At 33.6% G+C, this 21,598-nt stretch carries 19 protein-coding genes; 3 read left to right on the plus strand and 16 right to left on the minus strand.

Annotated features, from left to right (window positions below; translation table 11 throughout):
* Nucleotides 1-50 precede the first annotated feature (50 nt).
* The 16 genes from X928_RS01500 to X928_RS01575 form a co-directional block, all read right to left on the minus strand.
* Entirely contained in the window at nt 51-1,181 is a 1,131-nt protein-coding gene (locus X928_RS01500; RefSeq protein WP_146026616.1) for a hypothetical protein, read from the minus strand.
* Nucleotides 1,168-3,174: an NAD-dependent DNA ligase LigA gene (gene ligA, locus X928_RS01505; RefSeq protein ID WP_103078173.1), complete on the minus strand. Its 2,007-nt coding sequence runs from the start codon at nt 3,172-3,174 to the stop codon at nt 1,168-1,170. Before ligA ends, X928_RS01500 begins: the two co-directional genes overlap by 14 nt.
* A gap of 14 nt (nt 3,175-3,188) precedes the next feature.
* Nucleotides 3,189-3,548, minus strand: coding sequence for a holo-ACP synthase (acpS, locus tag X928_RS01510; protein WP_012208822.1), 360 nt, complete (start codon nt 3,546-3,548; stop codon nt 3,189-3,191).
* On the minus strand, nt 3,526-5,613 hold the full coding sequence (pilM, locus tag X928_RS01515) for a pilus assembly protein PilM (RefSeq protein ID WP_103078174.1): 2,088 nt from the start codon (nt 5,611-5,613) through the stop codon (nt 3,526-3,528). Before pilM ends, acpS begins: the two co-directional genes overlap by 23 nt.
* A 17-nt stretch (nt 5,614-5,630) precedes the next feature.
* On the minus strand, nt 5,631-7,964 hold the full coding sequence (locus tag X928_RS01520) for an endonuclease MutS2 (protein ID WP_103078175.1): 2,334 nt from the start codon (nt 7,962-7,964) through the stop codon (nt 5,631-5,633).
* Nucleotides 7,958-8,479: a hypothetical protein gene (locus X928_RS01525; protein WP_103078176.1), complete on the minus strand. Its 522-nt coding sequence runs from the start codon at nt 8,477-8,479 to the stop codon at nt 7,958-7,960. The genes X928_RS01520 and X928_RS01525 overlap by 7 nt, the downstream gene beginning before the upstream one ends.
* Nucleotides 8,476-10,335: a 1-deoxy-D-xylulose-5-phosphate synthase gene (dxs, locus tag X928_RS01530; RefSeq protein ID WP_103078177.1), complete on the minus strand. Its 1,860-nt coding sequence runs from the start codon at nt 10,333-10,335 to the stop codon at nt 8,476-8,478. Before dxs ends, X928_RS01525 begins: the two co-directional genes overlap by 4 nt.
* Nucleotides 10,336-10,396: 61 nt before the next feature.
* Nucleotides 10,397-10,852, minus strand: a complete 456-nt coding sequence (gene nusB / locus X928_RS01535; protein WP_169925207.1) for a transcription antitermination factor NusB — start codon at nt 10,850-10,852, stop codon at nt 10,397-10,399.
* The gene (locus X928_RS01540) at nt 10,824-11,261 is read right to left on the minus strand and encodes an Asp23/Gls24 family envelope stress response protein (protein WP_103078178.1); all 438 of its coding nucleotides are present in this window, start codon (nt 11,259-11,261) and stop codon (nt 10,824-10,826) included. The genes nusB and X928_RS01540 overlap by 29 nt, the downstream gene beginning before the upstream one ends.
* Nucleotides 11,262-11,315: 54 nt before the next feature.
* Nucleotides 11,316-13,769 carry a DNA mismatch repair protein MutS gene (gene mutS / locus X928_RS01545; protein ID WP_103078179.1) on the minus strand — a complete coding sequence of 818 codons (2,454 nt, stop codon included), beginning with the start codon at nt 13,767-13,769 and terminating at the stop codon, nt 11,316-11,318.
* A 186-nt stretch (nt 13,770-13,955) separates the two neighbouring features.
* Nucleotides 13,956-14,570 (minus strand): ATP-dependent Clp endopeptidase proteolytic subunit ClpP, encoded by a 615-nt coding sequence (clpP, locus tag X928_RS01550; RefSeq protein WP_103077568.1) that lies wholly within the window; start codon nt 14,568-14,570, stop codon nt 13,956-13,958.
* A 3-nt stretch (nt 14,571-14,573) separates the two neighbouring features.
* Nucleotides 14,574-14,879 (minus strand): extracellular matrix/biofilm biosynthesis regulator RemA family protein, encoded by a 306-nt coding sequence (locus X928_RS01555; RefSeq protein ID WP_103078180.1) that lies wholly within the window; start codon nt 14,877-14,879, stop codon nt 14,574-14,576.
* 80 nt (nt 14,880-14,959) lie between these two features.
* On the minus strand, nt 14,960-15,232 hold the full coding sequence (locus X928_RS01560; protein ID WP_103077570.1) for a hypothetical protein: 273 nt from the start codon (nt 15,230-15,232) through the stop codon (nt 14,960-14,962).
* Nucleotides 15,233-15,331: 99 nt separating this feature from the next.
* Nucleotides 15,332-16,735: an exodeoxyribonuclease VII large subunit gene (xseA, locus tag X928_RS01565; protein WP_103078181.1), complete on the minus strand. Its 1,404-nt coding sequence runs from the start codon at nt 16,733-16,735 to the stop codon at nt 15,332-15,334.
* A complete protein-coding gene (gene rsmI, locus X928_RS01570; protein WP_103078182.1) occupies nt 16,701-17,387 on the minus strand; it encodes a 16S rRNA (cytidine(1402)-2'-O)-methyltransferase in 687 nt (228 codons plus the stop codon). The genes xseA and rsmI overlap by 35 nt, the downstream gene beginning before the upstream one ends.
* Before the next feature lie 9 nt (nt 17,388-17,396).
* Nucleotides 17,397-17,939: a hypothetical protein gene (locus X928_RS01575; protein ID WP_103078183.1), complete on the minus strand. Its 543-nt coding sequence runs from the start codon at nt 17,937-17,939 to the stop codon at nt 17,397-17,399.
* 268 nt (nt 17,940-18,207) lie between these two features.
* Here X928_RS01575 and acpP point away from each other — a divergent pair, with 268 nt between their 5' ends.
* From acpP to X928_RS01590, 3 genes are all read left to right on the plus strand, one after another.
* Nucleotides 18,208-18,465 carry an acyl carrier protein gene (gene acpP, locus X928_RS01580; RefSeq protein WP_103077574.1) on the plus strand — a complete coding sequence of 86 codons (258 nt, stop codon included), beginning with the start codon at nt 18,208-18,210 and terminating at the stop codon, nt 18,463-18,465.
* A gap of 88 nt (nt 18,466-18,553) precedes the next feature.
* A complete protein-coding gene (locus X928_RS01585) occupies nt 18,554-20,137 on the plus strand; it encodes a CTP synthase (RefSeq protein WP_103078184.1) in 1,584 nt (527 codons plus the stop codon).
* Nucleotides 20,138-20,152: 15 nt separating this feature from the next.
* Nucleotides 20,153-21,598 (plus strand): alpha-amylase family glycosyl hydrolase, encoded by a 1,446-nt coding sequence (locus X928_RS01590; protein WP_103078185.1) that lies wholly within the window; start codon nt 20,153-20,155, stop codon nt 21,596-21,598.

Genomic DNA, 21,598 nt, shown 5'->3' on the forward strand with positions numbered 1-21,598 from the left:
CAACTTACTAACTTTATTAGTAGTTAGATAAATTAAAAGTATTGAGAATTTTAAAACCCTACTTCAATTGAAAAGGATATTATGATAAATGGTGTTGTTTCTCCGTAGGGTCCAGGCCAACCTTCCACATCTGGTTTTCTCTCATCGTCGTAAGGTGTTTCTAAATTTATTTCACCTTTGAGGTAGTGTTCGAAGGTAATTTTATATCTGGTTGTTTCGTTGGCAATATCCAATCCTATTAAGTAACCTTCCATGTCGTTCCCGTAGTCAAAACCTATGGGAATATTTTCTCCATCATACTTAGCGGTATATTTCAAGTAAGGTGCCCATTGATTGTACATCCAAGTGTAAATCTTATAATACTCTATTTTGGGAGATATGTAATATTTAGAAGTTTTGCCGACTAATTTTGTTCCTACTCCCCAAGCAAATGCGGTTGGTTTGTAATCTGTTGCTCCCTCTTCAGTATCGGGCACTACAAAATCGTCCATCGCGAATTGTCCATATATTTGCCAACCGTTGATAGGAATGATAGAAGCATCTACTCCTAACATATTATTTGAGAATCCTTCACCTAGGTTATTATGAGCTATACCAAAAGGGTTAGCATCAGAAAGGTCAGGGTATTTACCGCCTATCAAATTTAATTCGTTCAAAGAAAGTCTTATTCTATCGAAAAGATTAAATTCTAATCTGTGTATAAACAAGGTTTTTGAAGGATCAGAATACCCAAAATCTTCCAATCCGGCTCTGTCGGAATTACCATCAAAAGAGGTATCTTTTTGCCTTTCTAACTCATCTTCGGTTAAGTAAGGATCGAAGAAGTACATGGCTGAGACAATTCTCATACTTCCTGCATCGTATCCACCCATGAACCCAGTAACATAGGGTAATGAATCAGATAAATATACCCCTCTTTCCAAATCTGACCAATTGGTTTCAAATATTCCACCAATCAACCACAGGGGATCAAAAGATCTGTAGAAAAAACCAGGGTGAACTTCAAAATCATCGTTTGAATTTATTGGATAAGGTGTTATGTTTGTAAAATCTTTTCCTGAGTATATTGAAGATAGTAGATAAACTTCGTTTGCAGTTATCTCAGAGAAGCCCTTCGTATTAAAAAAAATGAAGATAAGTACTAATATTTGAAGCGTTACTATTTTTCTAACTTTCTCCATATTTATCAAAGAACTCTTCTTCACTCATTATAGTAATTCCGTAACTTTGAGCTTTATCTAATTTAGAACCAGGGTTTTCTCCAACTACTAGGATATTTGTTTTCTTCGTCACGTTTTCAGAGAAGGTACCGCCTTTAGATTCAACGTATTCGGCGAACTCTTGTCTTGTCATTTTAGAAAGTGCACCGGTTTGACATATAACTAAACCTTTTAAAGGTCCTTCTGATTTTTCTTCTTCTTTTTTGCCCATGTTGACCCCTGCATCTTTTAATTTTTTAACGATCTTTTTAACTTCTTCCTGTGAAAAAAACTTTATAATTGCATTTGCTATATCTTCACCAATGCCCTCTATTTCTACAAGTTCATCAAATTTTGCGTCTATTAAACTGTCTAAATTTTTAAAATGATTAGCAAGGTCTTTCGCCGTTTTTAAACCAACATTTGGTATCCCAAGAGCGTTAATTAATCTGTACAATTCTCTATTTTTGGATTGCTCTATTTGTGTCAATATATTTTCTACCGTTTTGTCTCCTATACCTTCTCCTAAGCTTCTAATTTTTTGGTCGTTTAAATAATACAGATCTGCTACATCTTTAACTAAACCTGCATCTACCATTCTTTTCAATAACTTTGGGCCAAGTCCTTGGATATTCATTGCGTCTCTTGAAACGAAATTTTCCAAAGTTCTTAAAAGCTTTTCTGGACAAGAGGGATTCAAACATCTTATTGCCACTTCGGAAGATTTTATTTTCCCAACTTTTCCACCACATACAGGGCATTTTTCAGGAGGTTGAATTATTTTTTCTTCCCCGGTTCTTTTTTCTTTAACGGGCCCTATAACTTGTGGTATTATGCCACCTGCTTTTTCAATTAATACATAATCGCCTTCCCTTATATCTCTTTCTTTTATATAGTCAAAGTTGTGTAGACTTGCCCTTTTTACCGTTGTTCCTTCGAGTTGTATGGGGTCAAATTCTGCAACGGGGGTTATTATTCCTGTACTCCCAACTTGAAGCTTTATAGCTTTTAGTTTCGTTTCTTTCTGTTCAGCTTCAAATTTGAAAGCTATTGCCCATCTTGGGGATCGGGCAGTTTCACCAAGGACTCTCTGTAATTCAAAACTGTTCACCTTAACTACTATTCCATCTACTTCGTATTCTAATTCCTTTCTCCTTCGATTCCATTCTTTCCAAAATTCTATAACTTGTCCAATATCTTCGACCTTTTTGTAATTAGGATTGATTCTGAAACCAACTTCTTTCAGAAAATTTATTGCTTCCTCTTGAGTTTCTAAGTTGTAATTTTGAGGGAAGATAACGTAATACATAAAAGAGCTTAACTTTCTTTTTGCCACTTCTTTACTGTCCAAAAGTTTTAAAGTGCCCGCTGTGGCATTTCTAGGATTAGCGAAAACAGGTAACCCTTTTTCTTCCCTTTCAGAATTTATTCTCACAAATTCTTTTTTTGGCATGTATATTTCTCCACGTACTTCAATGGATAGATTTTTCCTCAATCTTAAAGGAATAGATGGGATGGTTTTTACGTTTTGCGTGATATCTTCTCCTGTTGTTCCATCGCCTCTGGTTATAGCTTGAGTTAATACTCCATCGGTGTACCTTAAAGCTACCGATACTCCATCTATCTTTAGTTCACAGAAGTACTCAACATGGGTTAAGTTCAAGTTCTTTAAAACCCTTTTGTGAAAATCTAAGATTTCTTCTTCGTTGTAGGTGTTATCTAAAGATAACATCGGTATGGAATGGTTTACTTTATTGAATCCCTCAACAACTATCCCACCGATCCTTTGAGTGGGAGAATCGGGTGTTTTCAATTCGGGATATTTCTTTTCGAGCTCTACTAATTCTTTAAATAGCTTATCGTATTCCTGATCCGAGATAATGGGATCAGCCAATACGTAGTATCGGTAGTTATGTTCTTCTATTTCTGCTTTTAACTTTTCGTATCGTTCTTTTATGTTTTTTGGTATGTCCAAATTACAATCCCCCTTTAGTCCTCATCTATTACAACCGCTGTTGCTACGGCAAACTCTCTTTCATGGGCTATAGATATGTGTATCGTTCCATTACCTCCAAACTTTTCGAATAGATATTTCACCGATTCTTCATCTAAATAGGGTTCTCCACTTTGTTTGTTTAGAACGGTAATTTGTGAGTAAGGGATAAACCTTTTGAAACATTTTATTAAAGATTCTTTTACTGCAAAACGACCCGCTGCATATTCTTTTTTTCTTTTTTGCCCTTTAAACGTATCGTATATTTCTTTTTCTTTTTGAGAGAGAATTTTTTGGACGTTTTTTTCGTTGATCCTGTCGACTTTTACGATGTCAACTCCTATTCCTCTGATCATTGATTAACAACCTCACATTCGCACCTGGTTCGATCTTTTGTAGAAAGCTTTCGACTTTTTGGTCATTTAAGTAAATTTCATAAGATTGAATTTCTTCTCTGTTTATGGAAAGATGAGAAAATACATCTATTAATTGAACATCCTTTTTTACCTTTTTAATCGAGTAATTTGCTCCATTGCTCACTTCTTCTTCTATGTCAATTATTTTTCCATCATAGGATGCGATTATTTCTTCTTTGTTTAAATGAACCTCTTTCCCGTTTAAAAATACTTTCATCTTTTCGGTTTCGATATCCAAGAATTCTTTTATCTTAGGAAGCTTTACCGCCTTTGTTTTTAGAAGATCTCCATTTTTTATTTGATAATCTTTATCTAAGATTTCTTCGTCTTTCATGATAATCGTACCCACAGGGACTTCATATGGAAGGTTATTTATTGTGAAGAAAATTTTCTCGTTGTACTCTTTAAATACATCTTCTATTTTTGGAGGTGAAGTAAATATTTTATCTCCATCTTTGATCTCTTCTTCTAAGCTTTCTATTTTTTCACCATTTTTTATTACTACAGGATAAGTGGTTTTGGGTTCTCCATTTAAGTAAAATTCAATGGGTTCAATCACGTCTTTCAATTTCAAATTGACAGGTTTGCCATTTTTAGGTTCTTCTATTTCAATGTGATCTCCTGGTTTAATGGGAGAATGTATATCCGCAGATACTCCGTTTACTGTTATTTTTGCCTTTTCGCCCATATTTCCCTTTTTTATCTGTAATTTTTCGTTCAGTTCGAAAGCTATCGCAGGGGAAGGTAGTCCAACCAATTTGTCTAGAGAATAACCTGATTGTAGTAACGCCTGTAAAACGTTCATGTCTTTACCTATGATTAACATATTTACATTTCTTCCGTTTATTTTAATAGTATTGAATACACTACCCTGCTTTTTCAGTGCGACATTTACTATACCTAAAGGAGTTATGTATTCACTACCTTCCATTCTTTTTGATTCAAAAATGATATTCTCCAAGTTTTTGGTAGTTTTTAAAGATACCCTTTCTTTGGGAAGTCCAAGTTTGCCGGCTAATTTTTCGGTGAAAGTTGGTACTTTTCCTCCACCACCTACTACCATCACAGCAACAGGAGGTTTCCCATTTAGATTTAATATTTCTTTAGCTATTTTATCCGTTATGGTGTCTATAACAGGGGTTATTATGTTAATTACTTCTTCTTTTCTTACAATTTGTGGATTATCCAGAATATCGTTGTATGTAATTTCATCGCTTTGAGATAATTGCCTTTTTATCTTTTCAGCAGTTTTGAAATCCACCAATAGTCGTTGAGAGATAGTGTCTGTTATCTCATCTCCAGCTAAAGGTACCATTCCATAGCCTGTTATTACCCCTTTATTTGATATGGATATATCGCTTGTTCCGGCCCCCACATCTACCATTGCAACATTCAGGCTTCTCAAGTCCTCAGGCACAACTAAACTTGTTGCGGCTATCGGTTCCAATGTGACATGGATTGGTTTTAATCCAACTTTATCCAATACAGACATCATAGCTTCTACAACATTTTTTGGTAGATAAGCTGCCAAAACTTTTACTTTTGCTTGATTACCTCTTTGCCCTTCTAGATGTTTAATCCATTGATTATCAAGACTGTAGTAGAGTATGGAGTATCCTACGCAGTACATTTCTTGGGAGTAGTTTAATTTTTCTGTAGACACTTTAACGGCTTCGAGTTCCATCTTTTTGATTGTTTCACTGTCTAAATAACCATGAGTTGAAATATCAAGGCTGTATGAGCCAATTGAAGAGATAAGAAACCTACCAGCTATAGCGATGGCAACTTCGGAAAGATTGATGGAACTTTCCTCCTCCAGTGTTTTCTTTATTTTGAATACACCTTTTGCAACCTTGTTGACATCATGAATTTGTCCGTCAAGCATCGCTCTATTTTCGTGCTCAACTTCTGCAAAATGCTTGATTATTATATTTTCTGTTTCTTCATCATATTCTGCCAATGTCCCTACAAGAGTCCTTGTACCTATATCAAGTCCAAAGATCATTTCCACTCCCCCATTATTTAAACTTCTATTACTGTCGCCCCTGTTCCCCCTTCTTCACTTCGAGCGATTTTGAAATCTTTAATTAGAGATGATTTTCTTAAATAATCCCAAATTCCCATAGCTAGTTTCCCTGTTCCTTTTCCGTGTATTATTCTTCCTTCTTTTATCCCAGAACTTATTAAATCCGAAATAAATTTTTCTATTTCGGGTATAGCTTCATTTACTGAATAACCCCTAATATCTAATTCGGATTTTACACTTTTCTTTTGATCTATTTTAACGTAAATTCTTTTTTCTTCGTTTTTTTCTTTATCTGTGTTAATTACAGGCTCAATTTCCGTTGGATTATAAGTTATCTCTATCGGAGAACCATCAATCTGAACGGTTATCTTCGAGTTTGTTACTCTTTTTACCGTTCCTTCAATATTATTGGACGTTTTTACTTTCATCCCAACTTTTATCTTAGACTTTTCAATTTTTCGCCCTTTTTGATTTTGAGATAACGTTTTTCTCATCTCTTCAAGTTGTGAAGCCATATTTTCAGATTCTTTTAGTTTTTTGCTGATTTCTTGTAAATCGATTTGATCTTTTTTTTGCTTAATTTCTTTTAATATGGTTTGAATCTGGTTTCTCATATTTTTTATCTGTTCTTTAAGTTGATACAACTCGGGTTCGAGACTTTCTATTTCTTTTTTCTTTAGTTTTTGTAGTTTTTCTTCGTACTCTTTTTTCATTTTATCGGTCTCTTTTTCTTTCTTCTTGATCCTTTCTAAACTTTCTTCGTATTCATTGTGAATAGAAGTTAATTTACTGAGTATTTTTTCACTTTGTGAAAATTCTTCATTGAGATTTATTTTACTTTCTTCTACTATCTGAGGGTCAATCCCCAATCTTTCTGCTATTTCAATGGCATGGGATGCTCCAGGTACGCCTACCATTAGTTTGTATGTAGGTTTAAGTGTTTCAATATCAAAAGACATAGAAGCGGCGAGTAGTTTTTCTTCTTCCAAAGAAAATGTTTTAATCTCAGACAGATGTGAAGTAGCAAATATTATTGGCCCTTTCATTAGCAGATATTTCAAAATAGCTTTGCTTAAGGCAGCTCCTTCAATAGGATCGGTTCCTGTTCCTAATTCATCTATCAATACAAGAGATTTTTCATTAACGTTTTCAAGTATATTTTTTAAGTTCAACAAATGGGCAGAAAAAGTACTTAGATTTTGAGATATATCTTGTTGGTCACCTATATCCGTGTATATTTCTTCTATAAAAGGTACTTCAGCCTTTAAAGCTAAGACTGGTAAACCAGAATGAGCCATAAAAAAGGCTAATCCAATTGATTTCAAAGAAACCGTTTTACCACCTGTGTTGGGACCCGTTATTATCATCCCGTTTCTATCCAGTTCTACATCTATGGGGAATATTTTTTCTTTTGGTATTAAAGGGTGTTTTAGTTCTTTGAGAAGAATCTTTTTAGTAGTATGGGGTTGAGTGAATACTGCATTCATATCTTTGGCGTATCTGGCTTTCGCTATATTGGCATCTATATATTCTATTATTTCTATATTTTTTTCTATTTTAAATTTGTTTTTTTGAAGTTCAAAAGTCAAATTTGAAAGTATCCTATTGATTTCGTTCTTCTCTTGTGAGAATAAATCTGTAAGCTTTTCATTTAGTTCTATAATGGTATCTGGTTCTACGAACAAAGTAGCACCGGAATCGGATCTTCCTACGGTAATACCCTTTATGACATTTCTATTTTCACTCTTTAACGCTATGCATAACCTTCCGTTTCTTTCCACAGGCTGGTCTAAAGAAAGGTATTTAATATACTTACTTTTTATCTTGTTGAATTCTATATTTAATTGACGTTTTACCGTGTCTATGCCGTTTCTTATTCTTTTTAATTCGATTGAGGCGTTATCTTTAATTTCTCCTTCAGGAGTAAAAACTTTAAAGATCTGATCTTTTAACTCAAGTAGAGGTTTGTAATCTGATAACTTATCAGTGAGTAGATCGTTTATACCGCTGTAATGTTTGTGGATGGCATAACCGTCCTCCAAAAACTCTCCAATCTTTCTGAATTCTCTCCCTTCAACACTTTCCTTGTTGCTTATCTTTTCCATTATCGAAGGGATATAACTTAAACCATACAAATCCTTTAATGTACCTTTAATCGCCATATCAAAAAAAACTCGAGAAATGTTCACTTCTCGGTCTAATTCTGTTAGATCTTTGTACATTTTTACATTTTTTAAAAAATACGCTTTCCCATAATCAGTATGACTATAGGTTGAAATTAAATTTAATATTTTTTCGATTTCCAAATCCTTGTAGGTTTTTTCTAAAATTTAAAACTCACTCCCAACGAGATTGGTAGATAATTAACGGTTAGGCTTTCCTCTTCGTAATACCGGGTCTCGTAACCAACAGCCAGAGATAAATTGTTGTAGCTGATACCTCCATTAATAAGTATTTCCGTTTTAAAGGTTTTAAAATAATCTTCCGTGTGTACGCCTCCGAAGGCGGTTACCAAAAATTCTAAATTGCCAATTATATTGGTTGTATATTTCATATTCAAACCGAGAGAAATTCCCACATCTTCTACACTTTCCAAACTATCTAATAAATTGTAATTGTAGAAAAATCCCAAATAGGGGCCATAAGAAATTTCTTCACCATCTTCGGTTGGAATTAAAAAAGAAATCCTTCCCCCAGTGTAATCTAAACTCTGTTGAGTGTTTGTATCGCCTGTTGAATTAAGAGTGTAGGAATAGGAAGGGGTTATTAATAACTCAAAAGCATACGTGACAGTAGTTATGATAAAGAATATGGAAAGTACTAAAAAAAGTTTATTTTTTATCATTTTTTAATCTCCCTTTTTTTAGATGATTGTGTTTTAACGCCACCGATAATTTTTTCAAAGTTTTCTTTTATTGCTTTTATAGAAAGATCGCATTCTTCTAATTGTTCTTCTCTTGTGGCATGAGAAACAAACTCGTCTTTCACACCAAATGAGTAAATTTTCTTATTTCTCAGTTTGGATATCTCTTCGTTGAAACCACCTTTCAAACTTCCTTCTTCATAAACAAAAATATATTCAGCCCTTTGTTCTAGTATTTCCAGAAAATATTCATTTAAAGGTTTGACGCTTCGTACCCCAATTATATTAACGTTATAATCTTTGAGCGCTTCATAAACGTTTTGAGAGATAGTTCCAACGGCAAGAGCGTAAATTCCAGAATCAGCCATTTTTAGATACTTCCATTCTCCATCTACTATTTGAAGATTATCGATTATATTTTGTATTTCTATCGTTTCCCCGTCTCTTGGAAATCTAATAAATCTAGGTTTTTTCAAACCCTTTATCACAGAAGTATAAATCATATTAGCTAAATCTTGGGCGTTCAATGGCGTCCAGATTTCAACATTTGGAATTAACCTAGTATATGCTATATCAAAAACCCCATGATGAGTTGGGCCATCTTCTCCAACCAAACCAGCCCTATCTAACAAAAATAGAACTGGGATCTCTTGTAAGGCTACATCATGAATAAGTGAGTCAAATGCTCTTTGCATGAAAGTCGAGTAAATATCTACAACGGGCAAAACTCCTCCTAAAGACAGAGCAGACGCCGTAGTGACTATACTTGGTTCGGTGATACCCATATCAATGACTTTGTCCGGACATATTTCTTGAAGTACATTTAACCCAGTTCCGTCTGCCATGGCTCCCGTAAAAGCTAAAAACTCATAATCTTTTAAATGAGATAACGTATGCCCAACAATTTTACTGTAAGAGACTTTGTTCGGTTCTTTTCTTGATACACCATGATACTTGGTAGGAGATTTCTCAGTTTCTTCGAAACCTTTACCTTTAGTGGTGACAACATGCAGTATTACAGATTTCTCATCATAAGCTTTAATGAATTCCAAAAACTCTTCCATTTTTTTGATATCATGTCCATCGACAGGTCCATAATACTTGATTCCCAACTCTTCAAATAGTGATGCTGGAGTATCGTAAATAGAGAATTTTAAAGCGTTTCTGACTTTCTTTAAAACTGATTCTACATCCTTACCCAAGGAAGAGTCTTCTAAAGAACTCTTTAAAATTTCTTTTGCTTGGGTATATTCTTTTTTTATTCTAAAATTATTCAACAATTGGGAAATCGTTCCTACATTTCTGGAAATAGCCATGTTGTTATCGTTTAGAACTATTTTAACTTTTGCATCTTGATAGTTCAACTGATTTAACGATTCAAGAGCCATCCCACAACCTAAGGCTCCATCTCCAATAACAGCAACTATATTTCTTTTCCTATTTTTTATTTTATCAGATAGTGTATAACCCAGGGAGGCTGCTATGGAAGTCCCTGCATGCCCAGCACCGAATCTATCAGCTTGTGATTCGTAGATATTTGTGTACCCACTTATGCCACCTTTTTCACGTATGGTTTTGAAATCTTTCCAACGACCCGTCAAAAGTTTATGTACGTAAGATTGATGACTGGTATCCCAAATAATAACGTCTTCTATGGGATCAAATATCCTGTACAATGCGATTGTTAGTTCCACAACACCCAAATTCGAAGCAAGATGACCATTGTTGTTGTATACAACGTTGAAAATATACTTTCGAATCTCTTGGGCTATTTCTTCTAATTCTTTGTAACTCATGTTCTTAAGTGCTTTATACAGAGGAGTATTTTGTGGCGCCATACATTTCGTATAGATTTTATTTATTTAAAATCTATACTTCCCCCCTTTCGATTTTGTGGCTCTACATAATCGATGCCTGCGAACGTGCGATCTTATCCATAATACCATTAACAAAAGCGGCGGCTTTTTGTGTCGCATAAGTTTTGGTTAACTCCGTTGATTCATTTAATATTACTTTAACGGGTATATCTTTTTTGTTTATTAGCTCATAGATAAAGATCCTCATCACGGTTTTTTCGATGTTTCCTATCCTTTCTACAGGCCAACCTTCAGAGTATTTGTTGATCAACGCATCATACTCATTTTTATTTTTATAAATATCTTCAATGTATTGTTTAGCTTCCAAATAATAACTCTCTTCTAAATGTGCCTTTTCGTTTAATTTTTCAAAAGTGAATAATATGTTGTCTAACTTAACATCCTTTATTGATAGTTGGAAAAGACTTTCAAAAATTAACTTTCTCATCATCCTTTTTTTCGGTATGTTTTCATTCATTCTTGTCCTTTTGTTCTTCATCCTCCTTTTCTTCACTTTCAGGGGATTCTTCATTTTCTAAGGTTTCTTCTTCTATTTCTTCGTATTCTTCTTCCAACTCTTCGGGTTTTACAAGATTTTCGATGGATACGTCAATGTTTGATACATAGACCTCTGCAATTCTTTCAAGATCGTCTTTAATCGCTTTTTGAATATTTTTAGAAAATTCAACAATGTTTTGCCCGTATTTAGCAGGTACCTTTAAAGAAATACTAACACTGGCATCGTCATTAATTGTAATCTTTATACTCTTTTGCAATTCTTTTTGAATTTTCTCGTTATAGACCTTTTGGTCTTTAAGATAACCCTCTACACTTTTGAAAACTAAATCTTTTAATACATTTTCTGAAATACTTATTTCTCCAAAATCATTTTCCTCGTTCAAAGGCATTGTTTTTCCCTCCTTAGGATTAATATTTTACCTATTTTTTAATTATATCATAAATTAAAACATTTTTAACTGATTTTCATGTGATTCATATTTTTTCTTATTAATATTTTTAATTCTCTTCAATCTGCTTTCCAAGTCAACTCTATTTGACAATTGAGTTAGTATTTCTTTTGATCTTTCAATTATTTCTAGGGGAAATCCTGCCAATCTTGCTATCTCTATACCGTAACTGTTGTCACTGGTGCCATCTTCAATTTTGTGTAAAAATATAACCCCATCCATAGTTTCTACAACTTTTATTCTTTTTGCAGCAACTTCTTCGTATATATGCGACATATAAGTTAACTCGGTATAATGGGTAGCAAAGATTGTATTGCATCTTTTAACTTGAAATAAATATTCTGAGATTGCCCATGCAACAGAAATCCCATCTAACGTACTCGTCCCTCTCCCAACTTCATCAAGGAGCACAAGACTGTTATCCGTTGCTTTATTCAATATAGTTGAAACCTCTAGCATCTCAACTAAAAAGGTTGATTTTCCGCTAACGATATCGTCCCTCGCTCCGATTCTTGTAAATATACCGTCATAAATTGGGATTTCAGCCTTTTCAGCGGGCACAAAGCAACCAATTTGTGCCATCACACTTATAAGCCCTATTTGCCTTATAAAAGTCGATTTTCCACTCATATTAGGGCCTGTCAAGATTATATAAAATTTGTCTTCGCTTAAATTTAAGTCGTTAGGAGTAAACTCATCAACAAATCTTTCCACCACCGGATGTCTTGCGTTGATTATCTTTATTTCTTTGGAATTTTGCACAAAAGTTGGTCTTTTGTAATTGTAAACTCTACTAACCTCTGCGAAAGATCTAAAAACATCCAATTCAGCGATCTTATTGGAAAGTTTTTCTATTTTATCTACATATTGACTTAGATGTGTTAATACCTTATCGTAAATATCTTTTTCAATAACCTTTATTTTTTCTTCTGATAAAGCTAAGCGCTGTTCAACTTCTTCTAATTCTTTTATTGTGTACCTTTCCGTATTAACTAACGTTTGTTTCCTTACGTAATTATCGGGAACTTTAGAGGATTGCGCTTTTGAAACTTCTATATAGAAACCATAGATCTTATTCCTTCCAACTTTCAAACTGCTAATCTTAGTTTTTTCTTTCTCCCTCTTTTCAATACCTTTCAAAACGTTATCTAAGTTATTAAATATGTTTCTGTATTCATCTAACTCTTCTGAAACACCTTCTTTAATTACTTTTCCGCTACCAGGAGCAAGAGATGGTTCTTCGATAATGGTATTTTCGATAAAATTTTTAACTTCTTTAAGTAAATCTATACCATCAAAAAAATCAGACAATCCTGGATTTGAAGTTAAAGATTCGATTATATAGGGAATAACTTCCAAAGAATCCTTTAAGGCTATAAGGTCTTTTGGGGTTGCCTTCATCAAAGAAATCCTGGAAGAGATCCTTTCGAGATCTTTTACAGATGACAAATATTCTTTTAGTTCTTCTAATAAAAGAGGATCTTCAACTAAATGTTCGACTTTGTTTAACCTTTCTTCTATATTTTCTTTATCGGTGAGAGGAGTAAGGATGAACTCTCTTAATTTTCTATTCCCCATACTGGTTTTTGTGAATTTTAGAATATCGTAAAGAGTTTTCCCTTTGTTTGAATTTGTAGGAAGAATTCCAAGATTTTCTATAGTGTTGGAATCTAAAAACATGTAGTTTTTCGTCTTAAATCGTTTCGGAAGTTTCATGTGTTTAATCTTTGAAAATTGTGTGACTTCTAAGTACTTTAAAACAGCATCAGCTACTTTTAATTCTCCATCATCGTAATCCAAATGATCAAAACTTAAAACTTCGTACGTTTCTTTCAAATGGTCTTTAAAATTGTTTGAAAAATACCATTCGTCCAATATTTCTACATAAATCTCATTGGTTGAGTTTTTTATCTTTTTTGATAATGGTTCAAGTTCTTTAGATAGCAAAATCTGTACCAACCCAAATGAAGAGATAAAGTCTAATAGTTCATCCTCTTTGAAATCAAATGTGTCTAAATAGAAGTCACCGGTTGAAAAATCAAAAATAGCTATTTTATACAAATTCCCATGGTTGGTGATCAAGGCGGTAAATCTGTTACTTTCTTCCAACATACCTTCATCTATGATGGTACCAGGTGTCAGTATTCTAGTTACTTTTCTATCAACTATACCTTTTGAGCTTTGAGGATCCTCCATTTGTTCACATATAGCTACTTTATACCCAGCATCTAAAAGCCTTTTTAAATAGTTGTTCAAGGCATGGTATGGAATTCCTGCCATAGGATGACCATTTCTTTTCGTTAAGACAATTTGCAATATTTCACTGACTTTTTTAGCATCTTCAAAAAAGGTTTCATAAAAATCTCCGAGTCTAAAAAGTAAAATAGAGTCTTTATATTCTTCCTTTATTTTTAGATATTGCTTTATCATCGGAGTTAAATCACTCATAATTGACCCTCCTCATATTCTTTGAGGCCTTGTTACTTTTTTAAAATCTAAATCTTGTTTTTCAAATTGGTTTATTGCTAATATAAAAGCTTTTTTTAATCAAAAGAAGGACGCATTGTTTCTGGCGCCCTCTTTTGATTTGAAATATTGATAAAATTTGGTTGATGTTATTCAGTCATTGTTTCATTATTTTTTGTTGTTTTCTTTAGTGGCTTCACTCTTCGTTGTTATTACTTTATCTATAAGACCATAGTTTAAAGCTTCTTGCGCGTTCATAAAAAAGTCTCTCTCGGTATCTTTTTCTATTTTTTCTAAAGATTGTCCAGTATGTTTACTAAGTATGTTGTTTAGGTCATCTTTTAATCTTAAAATTTCTCTAGCGTGGATTTGTATATCCATCGCTGTTCCTTCGGCGCCACCCCATGGTTGATGTATCATTATTCTTGAATAAGGTAAAGAATACCTTTTACCTTTTGTCCCAGCGGCCAACAAAACAGCTCCCATAGAAGCAGCCTGACCTATACATATAGTTGAAATATCCGGTTTAACATACTGCATTGTATCGTATATGCCTAATCCTGCGGTTACAGAACCTCCAGGAGAGTTTATGTATAAAAAAATATCTTTGTCTGGATCTTGAGATTCTAAAAAGAGTAACTGGGCAACTATTAGATTAGCTACATCATCGTTTATCGGTGTTCCTAAAAAAACTATTCTATCTTTCAACAATCTAGAATAGATATCATAAGCCCTTTCGTATCTTCCTTCAGTTTCTATAACTACCGGCATAGGTATTGCCATAATTTATCGCCTTCCTTTCTTGATCTTTTCTATAATTTTTTTGGCTTCGAGTGTAGATAACACTATTTGACCACTATCCATATAAATAATTGATTTGACCGCTTTGCCATATGAAGCGTCAATCAAACTGACTGAAGCACTTAATGGAGGTGGCAAATTTTCTAACTCGTTTTCATCTCCAAATTGAGTAACTACATCTATTCCTTGATAGATCTTTTTTATTCTACCAAATTGAACAAAAGAATCGGGCACCACAGAATGAATCCTCTCCGTAGGCACAAAAACACCTTTTCCAACCGCTATAAACATTATTATCCATCGTCCTCTTTTAAATGTTCTTTACTGCTATTATTATACACAATAAATATTATTTTTTGATTAAATTAACATTAATCGATACCAGCCGACTCGCTTAATTGACTCTTTATTTTTTCGTATTTTTCATCAATTTGTGCTTTTTCTTCCTTTAAATTGACTAATTTTTCTCTTGCGTAGGTAAGTATATCTAACGCTTTTTTGTAAATTTCAAGGGCATTTTCAACGTCCAATTCGTCTTGTTTTTCATTTTGAAAGTAATCGTTGATACGTTCCAAGAGTTCTAATTGTTCTTTGAAACTTAAGTTTTTAATTTCTTCTTCACTGAGTTTAATTATTTCTTCCATCCTTCTTTATTCACCTCTTTCATTGAATTTCTTCTTGCTTTTAGAAACTTTAACCATGTTTAGCGCCCCTGCGCCCCGCAGCCCGCCCATCTAAAGTTATCACCATTTTTGAATCTTTTCGATGCTCGAATCTGCTTCCCCATCTTTAAATATTAATTTAACCTCATCTTTTCTTTGTAATTTTTCAACACTATCAATGATCTCTTCACCTTTTTTTACCAAAACTCCGTTATTTAAAAAAGCAGCAAAAGGACTCGACTTAGTAAGTTCTTGAAAAGTACTAAATAAAATTCTTTCTGATATTTCGAACTTACTTTTCAACTCAGAAATAATTTCATTCGTTGTACTTATTATATCCTGATTGTAAGTTTTGATGCTATATTCTATAAACCTTTGAATAGAGACTAATTTGTTTAGAGAGATTGATTTTTCACTACTTTCAATCATTTGGTTGATCTTTCTATTAATGCTAAGTTGATCCTCGTCCAAAGTTCTGAACAAATTTATTAATTCTCTACCGAGGTAATATTTAATATTGTTAATTGTATTGAAAGAAAGTAAGTTCTCCATCTGGGAATAAATATTGGTAAAAGAATAGGTTATATTTTTTTCTAAATTCTCTAAAGTATCCGTGAAATAGTTAATTTGATTGACTATATCTCTCGATACTTCCGTTGGTGTTGAATAGTTTTTCCAACTAACAAAATCAGGGATAGTAGAATCTTGTTCGTGACCTATTCCTGTAAGAACAGGGATCTTTCGGCTAAACTTTGCTATAAGGGAACCAAGTTCAAAATCATCAAAATACATCAGGTCGCTTTTTGAACCGCCCCCTCTGATTATCACAACTACATTATAATCAATACCCGATTTTAAAATGGCGAACAGAGCTTTTTTGATCCCAGGTACCGTTTCTGCTCCCTGCATAGGAGCAGGATATAAATGTACAATAGGAATGAACCTAGAATGATTAATGTTTTTTTGAAAATCCCCAAAACCTGCAGCGGTTGGTGAAGTAATAACGGCTATCTTTTTTATTGGATCTAGTTCTACTAGTTCATGTTCCACTTTCCTTAGCAAATTGCTCTTTTCGAGCTTTTTCAATATTTCTTTCTTTTTCTTTTCTATTTCAGAAGCACCTAAAGGTATTATTGATGAACCTGATACTACATACTTAGCTTCTCTTTTCCAAAAGTTAACAATGCCCTGAAACTTCCACCTTTTATTGAGGAGCTCTTTTTCGCTGTCAATTCTGCAATGTTTAAAAACATATGGAACAGCAGATTGGCTGAAAATAATAGTTATTGAATAATTTGAACTTCTCACTCTTTGAGAAAGTTCAACGTAGAGGTCCCCTCTTTTACTGTACTTTGCATGAGTAACATCACCAATAACCTCGATCTCTTGTCTGTAAAGAGGAGAACTGCTGAAGATACTGTTCAAATATTCTATCAACTCTTGTATACTTTCAAACTTGAATTCTTCTTGTTGGGGAAATAACAACGGTGAGCTCTCCTTTCACTTGATCTTTGGATCCGAAAAATTTTATCCCTTCAGAAATCTTCCCTTTAAAAAATTCTTGATAAAGCTTCGTCATTTCTCGGGCAACGAGTACATCTATATCTCCAAAATTTTCCAAAATCTCTTGTAAAGTTTTTTTTATTCTATTTGGAGATTCAAAAAAAACAATTGGATATTCGAACTCTTTTATCTCTCTCAAAAGTCTTCTCAATTTTTTATCCCGAGGTAAAAAACCTAAGAACAAAAACTTCGAAGCAGGGAATCCACTCACAGCTAAAGCAGAAGTTAAGGCAGAAGGTCCTGGCACCACATCTATTGGAATCCCTTTTTCCCAACATTTTTGTACCAAGTTAAAACCGGGGTCAGCTAAAACAGGCATCCCCGCATCTGACACTAAGGCTGTTATATTATGACTTTCGATCAAAGATAGAACTGTGTCCATAATCTTTTCTGAGTTTGTCTCGTTGAAAGTGAATAACTCCTTTTTTCCAAGTTCAAAATGGTTTATCAATTTCAAGGTAACCCTCTTGTCCTCGGTGAGTATCAAGTCAGCTTCTTTCAACGTTTTTAAGGCTCTTAACGTAATATCTTCAAAATTACCAATGGGCGTGCCAACTAGAATCAATTTCCCCATTTTGATTTTTCACATCCTAACAATTTTATTTAAATCGCATTGATGTTCCCCTGCAAAGTCAGAATTGTTGTATCCATCTAAATAAGTTAAGTCTTCTAATTTCCAGAAAACGTCGCCTAAAAAATCCATCAAGAACTTTGTTAAATCAACCTTTTTTCCCTTTTCTTCTATTTCTAGAAGATACATTATCTCCGAAAATTCTTTTTTATACATTATACAATTATCGGGATTCAACAACTCGTCGACCACTATTTCCGGGTCTTTATTTAAAAGATACCTTTTTTTCATTACCATCCTTTGACTTTTTAAATTATCAAAGTCGATTTCTTTTTCGTTTAGAAAGTCTTCTTCCTCTTCTCTAAGCCCCTTTTTTATCTCCTTTTTAAGATTTGTAGTCCACACTTTTTCGCCCTTTTTAATTTCTAACCTTGTTCTCAATCCTTTTTTATCGTACCATTGAAGTATGAGCCATTCATCAAAGGCAAGTGAGACTAATTTTTTAAATATATATTTATCGGGAATTCTATACTTTCTCTCATTTTCATATTTCAATGCAATCTCCTCTTTACTTGACTTGTAATTATATATATAATTATACCATATCAACACCATTTTCTTTGAAAAACGCACAAAATCTTGGTAAATATCCTTGAAAAAGAATCTTTAGGTCACAAAAAAGAGAAATTTCATAAATATTTTACTTTTATGAAAATAATAAACTTGACAAAACCAAAATAACTCATTATAATTGACACGAATTTTATCAATGACCAACGTTCGGAAAATGGATGATAAATAATGGCTAAGGAGGTAAACAAATATGACAAAGGATGAGTTGTTCGAAAAAGTAAAAGAAATAATCGTAGATACATTGAGTGTCGACGAGGATGAAGTTACATTGGATGCCTCATTTACCGATGATTTAGATGCAGATTCTTTAGAGCTAGTGGATTTAACCATGGCTTTTGAGTCTGAATTCGGTGTAACAATAGAGGATGAAGAGTTAGAAAAAATCAAAACCGTTGAAAATGCGGTTAATTTATTAACTGAAAAATTGAACATTGACGATGAGGATTGATTCAATCACCAAAAGAGGGGAGCTTTCGCTCCCCCTTGTTTTTTAAAAAAAGGTCATTTTTTTCTTAAAAAAGAGGTGAAATAAAATAATGGCTAAAAAATATATTATAGTAACCGGTGGAGTACTCAGTGGGATAGGAAAAGGAGTCGTTTCTGCTTCGATAGGAAGGCTTTTAAAAGAACTGGAGTTAAAAGTCAATTCATTGAAAATAGATCCCTATCTAAATGTAGATGCAGGAACTATGAATCCCAATCAACATGGGGAAGTTTTTGTGACAGAAGATGGTTATGAAGCAGATCTAGATTTGGGCCATTACGAGAGATTTTTAGGGATAGAGATGAAAAGTTTCAACAATATGACAGCAGGTCAAGTGTATAAATATGTTATCGAAAAAGAAAGAGAAGGAAAGTATTTAGGCGCCACCGTTCAAATGGTACCTCACGTCACGGAAAGAATAAAAGAAAGGATCGAAGGGATAGATACAGAAGTCTTGCTCATTGAAATAGGGGGCACTGTTGGCGATATTGAAGGTGAAATATTTTTAGAGGCAGTAAGAGAGCTATCCTTTGAAAAAGGTCGAGAAAATTTTATGTTTATACATGTAACTTTTGTTCCTTATTTACATGTTACCAACGAGTTTAAAACTAAGCCAACTCAGCAATCCATTCAACTCTTGAGAAGGATAGGAATTCAACCAGATATGCTTTTGGTAAGAACGGAAAAAGAAATAGATGTTTCCAGTCTAGAAAAAGTAGCTTTGTTCGGAGGTGTTCCTTTAGAGTATGTCGTCAACCTTCCTGATTTAACCAACGTTTACGAAGTACCACAAATGCTCTACGAAAAGAATATTCATTCGCTTATTACCAGTAAATTGAATTTGGATGTATCAAAAGAAGTAGGGGAATTAAGTTGGAAATGTCCCAAAACATTTAAAAACCTAAAAATTGCTATGATTTGCAAGTATTTAGGTACCGATGATGCCTACAAGAGTATAATGGAAAGTGTTTTTTTAAGTGGCACTAAAAGGCCTGATCTAATTAACTCCGAAGAGTTAGAAGAGCTGAGTGAAGAGGAAATCAAAATACTTTTAAGTAAATATGAAGGTATAATTATCCCAGGTGGATTTGGAGCAAGAGGAATTGAAGGAAAGATAAAAGCTATAAAATATGCCCGTGAAAATAATATTCCTCTTCTAGGGATTTGTCTGGGTATGCAACTAATGGTGATAGAGTTCGCTAGAAATGTTTTTGGTTACAAAGAAGCTAATTCAACAGAGTTTGATGAAAATACTCCTTATCCTGTTATTGATTTAATGGAAGAACAAAAAAAGATGCTGAATTTAGGCGGTACCATGAGACTAGGAGCTCAAAAAATTGAAATACTTCCCAACACGAAACTTCACAAGATTTATGGAGAAAAAAATTCTATCTTTGAAAGACACAGACATCGTTATGAAGTTAATTACAAAGAATTCGACAAAATGTTTGAAAAAGGGAAAAATACTCCAAATAAACTTTCTATATCTGCCATTACGGATTTCGTTGAAGCAATTGAACTGAATTCTCATCCTTTTTATGTTGGCGTTCAATACCATCCGGAATTTAAAACAAAAGTTGGAGATCCTCATCCTATCTTCAAAGCATTTATTGAAGCGATTGAACAAAATAAGTGAAAAGGGGGAAAACAAATGACTTTTTATGAATTGTATTTACGTTCTTTTTATGATTCAAATGGTGACGGCCTGGGAGATTTACAGGGATTAAAACAAAAATTGGATTACCTTTGTGATTTGGGAATTGATCATGTCTGGTTGTTACCAATTATGAAATCTCCAGCCTTTCATGGTTATACAGTCTCCAATTTTTTCGAGGTTAACCCTGTTTATGGAGATTTAAAAGATTTAAGAGAGACCTTACAAGAGGGTCACAAGAAAGGTATTAAATTTATCCTTGATCTTCCTATTAATCACGTTGCAGTAACATCAGAATGGTTTCAACGCGCACTTAGGGGAGAAGAGCCCTACAAAAATTGGTTCATTTGGGCTAACGAGAAGGCTGATTTAGAAGAAAAAAGACATTGGGATGAAAATAAAATATGGCAGAAGATAGGTGACAGATATTTTTACGGCATCTTCGGTCCCGCCTCACCTGACCTTAATTTTGAAAGCAAAGAATTATGGGAAGAGATAAAAAGAATCTTTAAATTCTGGTTAGATAATGGTTTTGATGGCTTCAGATTGGATGCCGCAAAACATATTTTTGATTTTGACATTGAAGAGATGAGGTTCCATTACCAACATGAAAAAAATATCGAATTCTGGAAAGAGATGGTTAGCTATATAAAATCGATAAAAAATGATGCCTTAGTTATAAGTGAGGTGTGGGATGCACCGGAAATAGTAAGAAAGTACGAAGGAATATTCGATATAGGGTTCAACTTCCCGCTTGCAGAGGATTTAAAGATGACTTTAAAAAACGAGTCCCCTCAGGATCTTGTAAAAACATTGAAAAAATGTATGTCAGAGTATCTACCAAATGGTAAGGTCCTATCTATGTCAGGTAATTTCTTAACTAATCACGATATGACAAGGATTCTATCTGACTTAAAGGATGTAGGGAAAGTAAAGTTAGGTTTTTCAATTCTTTATACCCTTCCAGGGATTCCTTTCATCTATTATGGCGAGGAAACAGGAATGAAAGGTATCCCAGTTGATGTTAATTTTACCGAAGACAGTCAAGAACCATTTCATTGGTACGAAAATGGTTTTGGACCTGGTCAAACAGAATGGAAAGGATATAAATTCAACCCTCCTTACTCTGGCGAATCTGTAGAAGAACAGATAAACGAAAAAAATTCTATTTTAAATACCATAAAAAATTTGATTAAATTTAGAAAGTCCAATCCGTGGATAGATGATGCACGGATCGAAATTTTGAATTTTGACCAAAATATGGTAAAATTAAGGTGTTATAGTCAATTAAATGAATTTATAGCTTATTATAACCTAAAATCTTCCAAATGCTCCGTTTTGCTCGAAAATGGAGAAGAATTACTGTCTATTGGAAATAATAAAGTAGCACAAGGTTATGTTGAACTTTCACCTTACGGTGTTTATTTAATGAAAAAAAGTTGA

Origin of the sequence: Petrotoga miotherma DSM 10691 (assembly GCF_002895605.1) — a bacterium.
Lineage (GTDB): Bacteria > Thermotogota > Thermotogae > Petrotogales > Petrotogaceae > Petrotoga > Petrotoga miotherma.

Coding starts and splice junctions, on each gene's coding strand:
- X928_RS01590 (WP_103078185.1), top strand. CDS start 20,153: ATGACTTTTTATGAATTGTATTTACGTTCTTTTTATGATTCAAATGGT.
- mutS (WP_103078179.1), bottom strand. CDS start 13,769: ATGAGTGATTTAACTCCGATGATAAAGCAATATCTAAAAATAAAGGAA.
- X928_RS01585 (WP_103078184.1), top strand. CDS start 18,554: ATGGCTAAAAAATATATTATAGTAACCGGTGGAGTACTCAGTGGGATA.
- X928_RS01540 (WP_103078178.1), bottom strand. CDS start 11,261: ATGCCTTTGAACGAGGAAAATGATTTTGGAGAAATAAGTATTTCAGAA.
- X928_RS01555 (WP_103078180.1), bottom strand. CDS start 14,879: ATGTTTATAGCGGTTGGAAAAGGTGTTTTTGTGCCTACGGAGAGGATT.
- nusB (WP_169925207.1), bottom strand. CDS start 10,852: ATGAAGAACAAAAGGACAAGAATGAATGAAAACATACCGAAAAAAAGG.
- X928_RS01525 (WP_103078176.1), bottom strand. CDS start 8,479: ATGATAAAAAATAAACTTTTTTTAGTACTTTCCATATTCTTTATCATA.
- dxs (WP_103078177.1), bottom strand. CDS start 10,335: ATGGCGCCACAAAATACTCCTCTGTATAAAGCACTTAAGAACATGAGT.
- acpP (WP_103077574.1), top strand. CDS start 18,208: ATGACAAAGGATGAGTTGTTCGAAAAAGTAAAAGAAATAATCGTAGAT.
- X928_RS01560 (WP_103077570.1), bottom strand. CDS start 15,232: ATGGAAGAAATAATTAAACTCAGTGAAGAAGAAATTAAAAACTTAAGT.
- acpS (WP_012208822.1), bottom strand. CDS start 3,548: ATGATCAGAGGAATAGGAGTTGACATCGTAAAAGTCGACAGGATCAAC.
- pilM (WP_103078174.1), bottom strand. CDS start 5,613: ATGATCTTTGGACTTGATATAGGTACAAGGACTCTTGTAGGGACATTG.
- X928_RS01500 (WP_146026616.1), bottom strand. CDS start 1,181: ATGGAGAAAGTTAGAAAAATAGTAACGCTTCAAATATTAGTACTTATC.
- clpP (WP_103077568.1), bottom strand. CDS start 14,570: ATGGCAATACCTATGCCGGTAGTTATAGAAACTGAAGGAAGATACGAA.
- rsmI (WP_103078182.1), bottom strand. CDS start 17,387: ATGGGGAAATTGATTCTAGTTGGCACGCCCATTGGTAATTTTGAAGAT.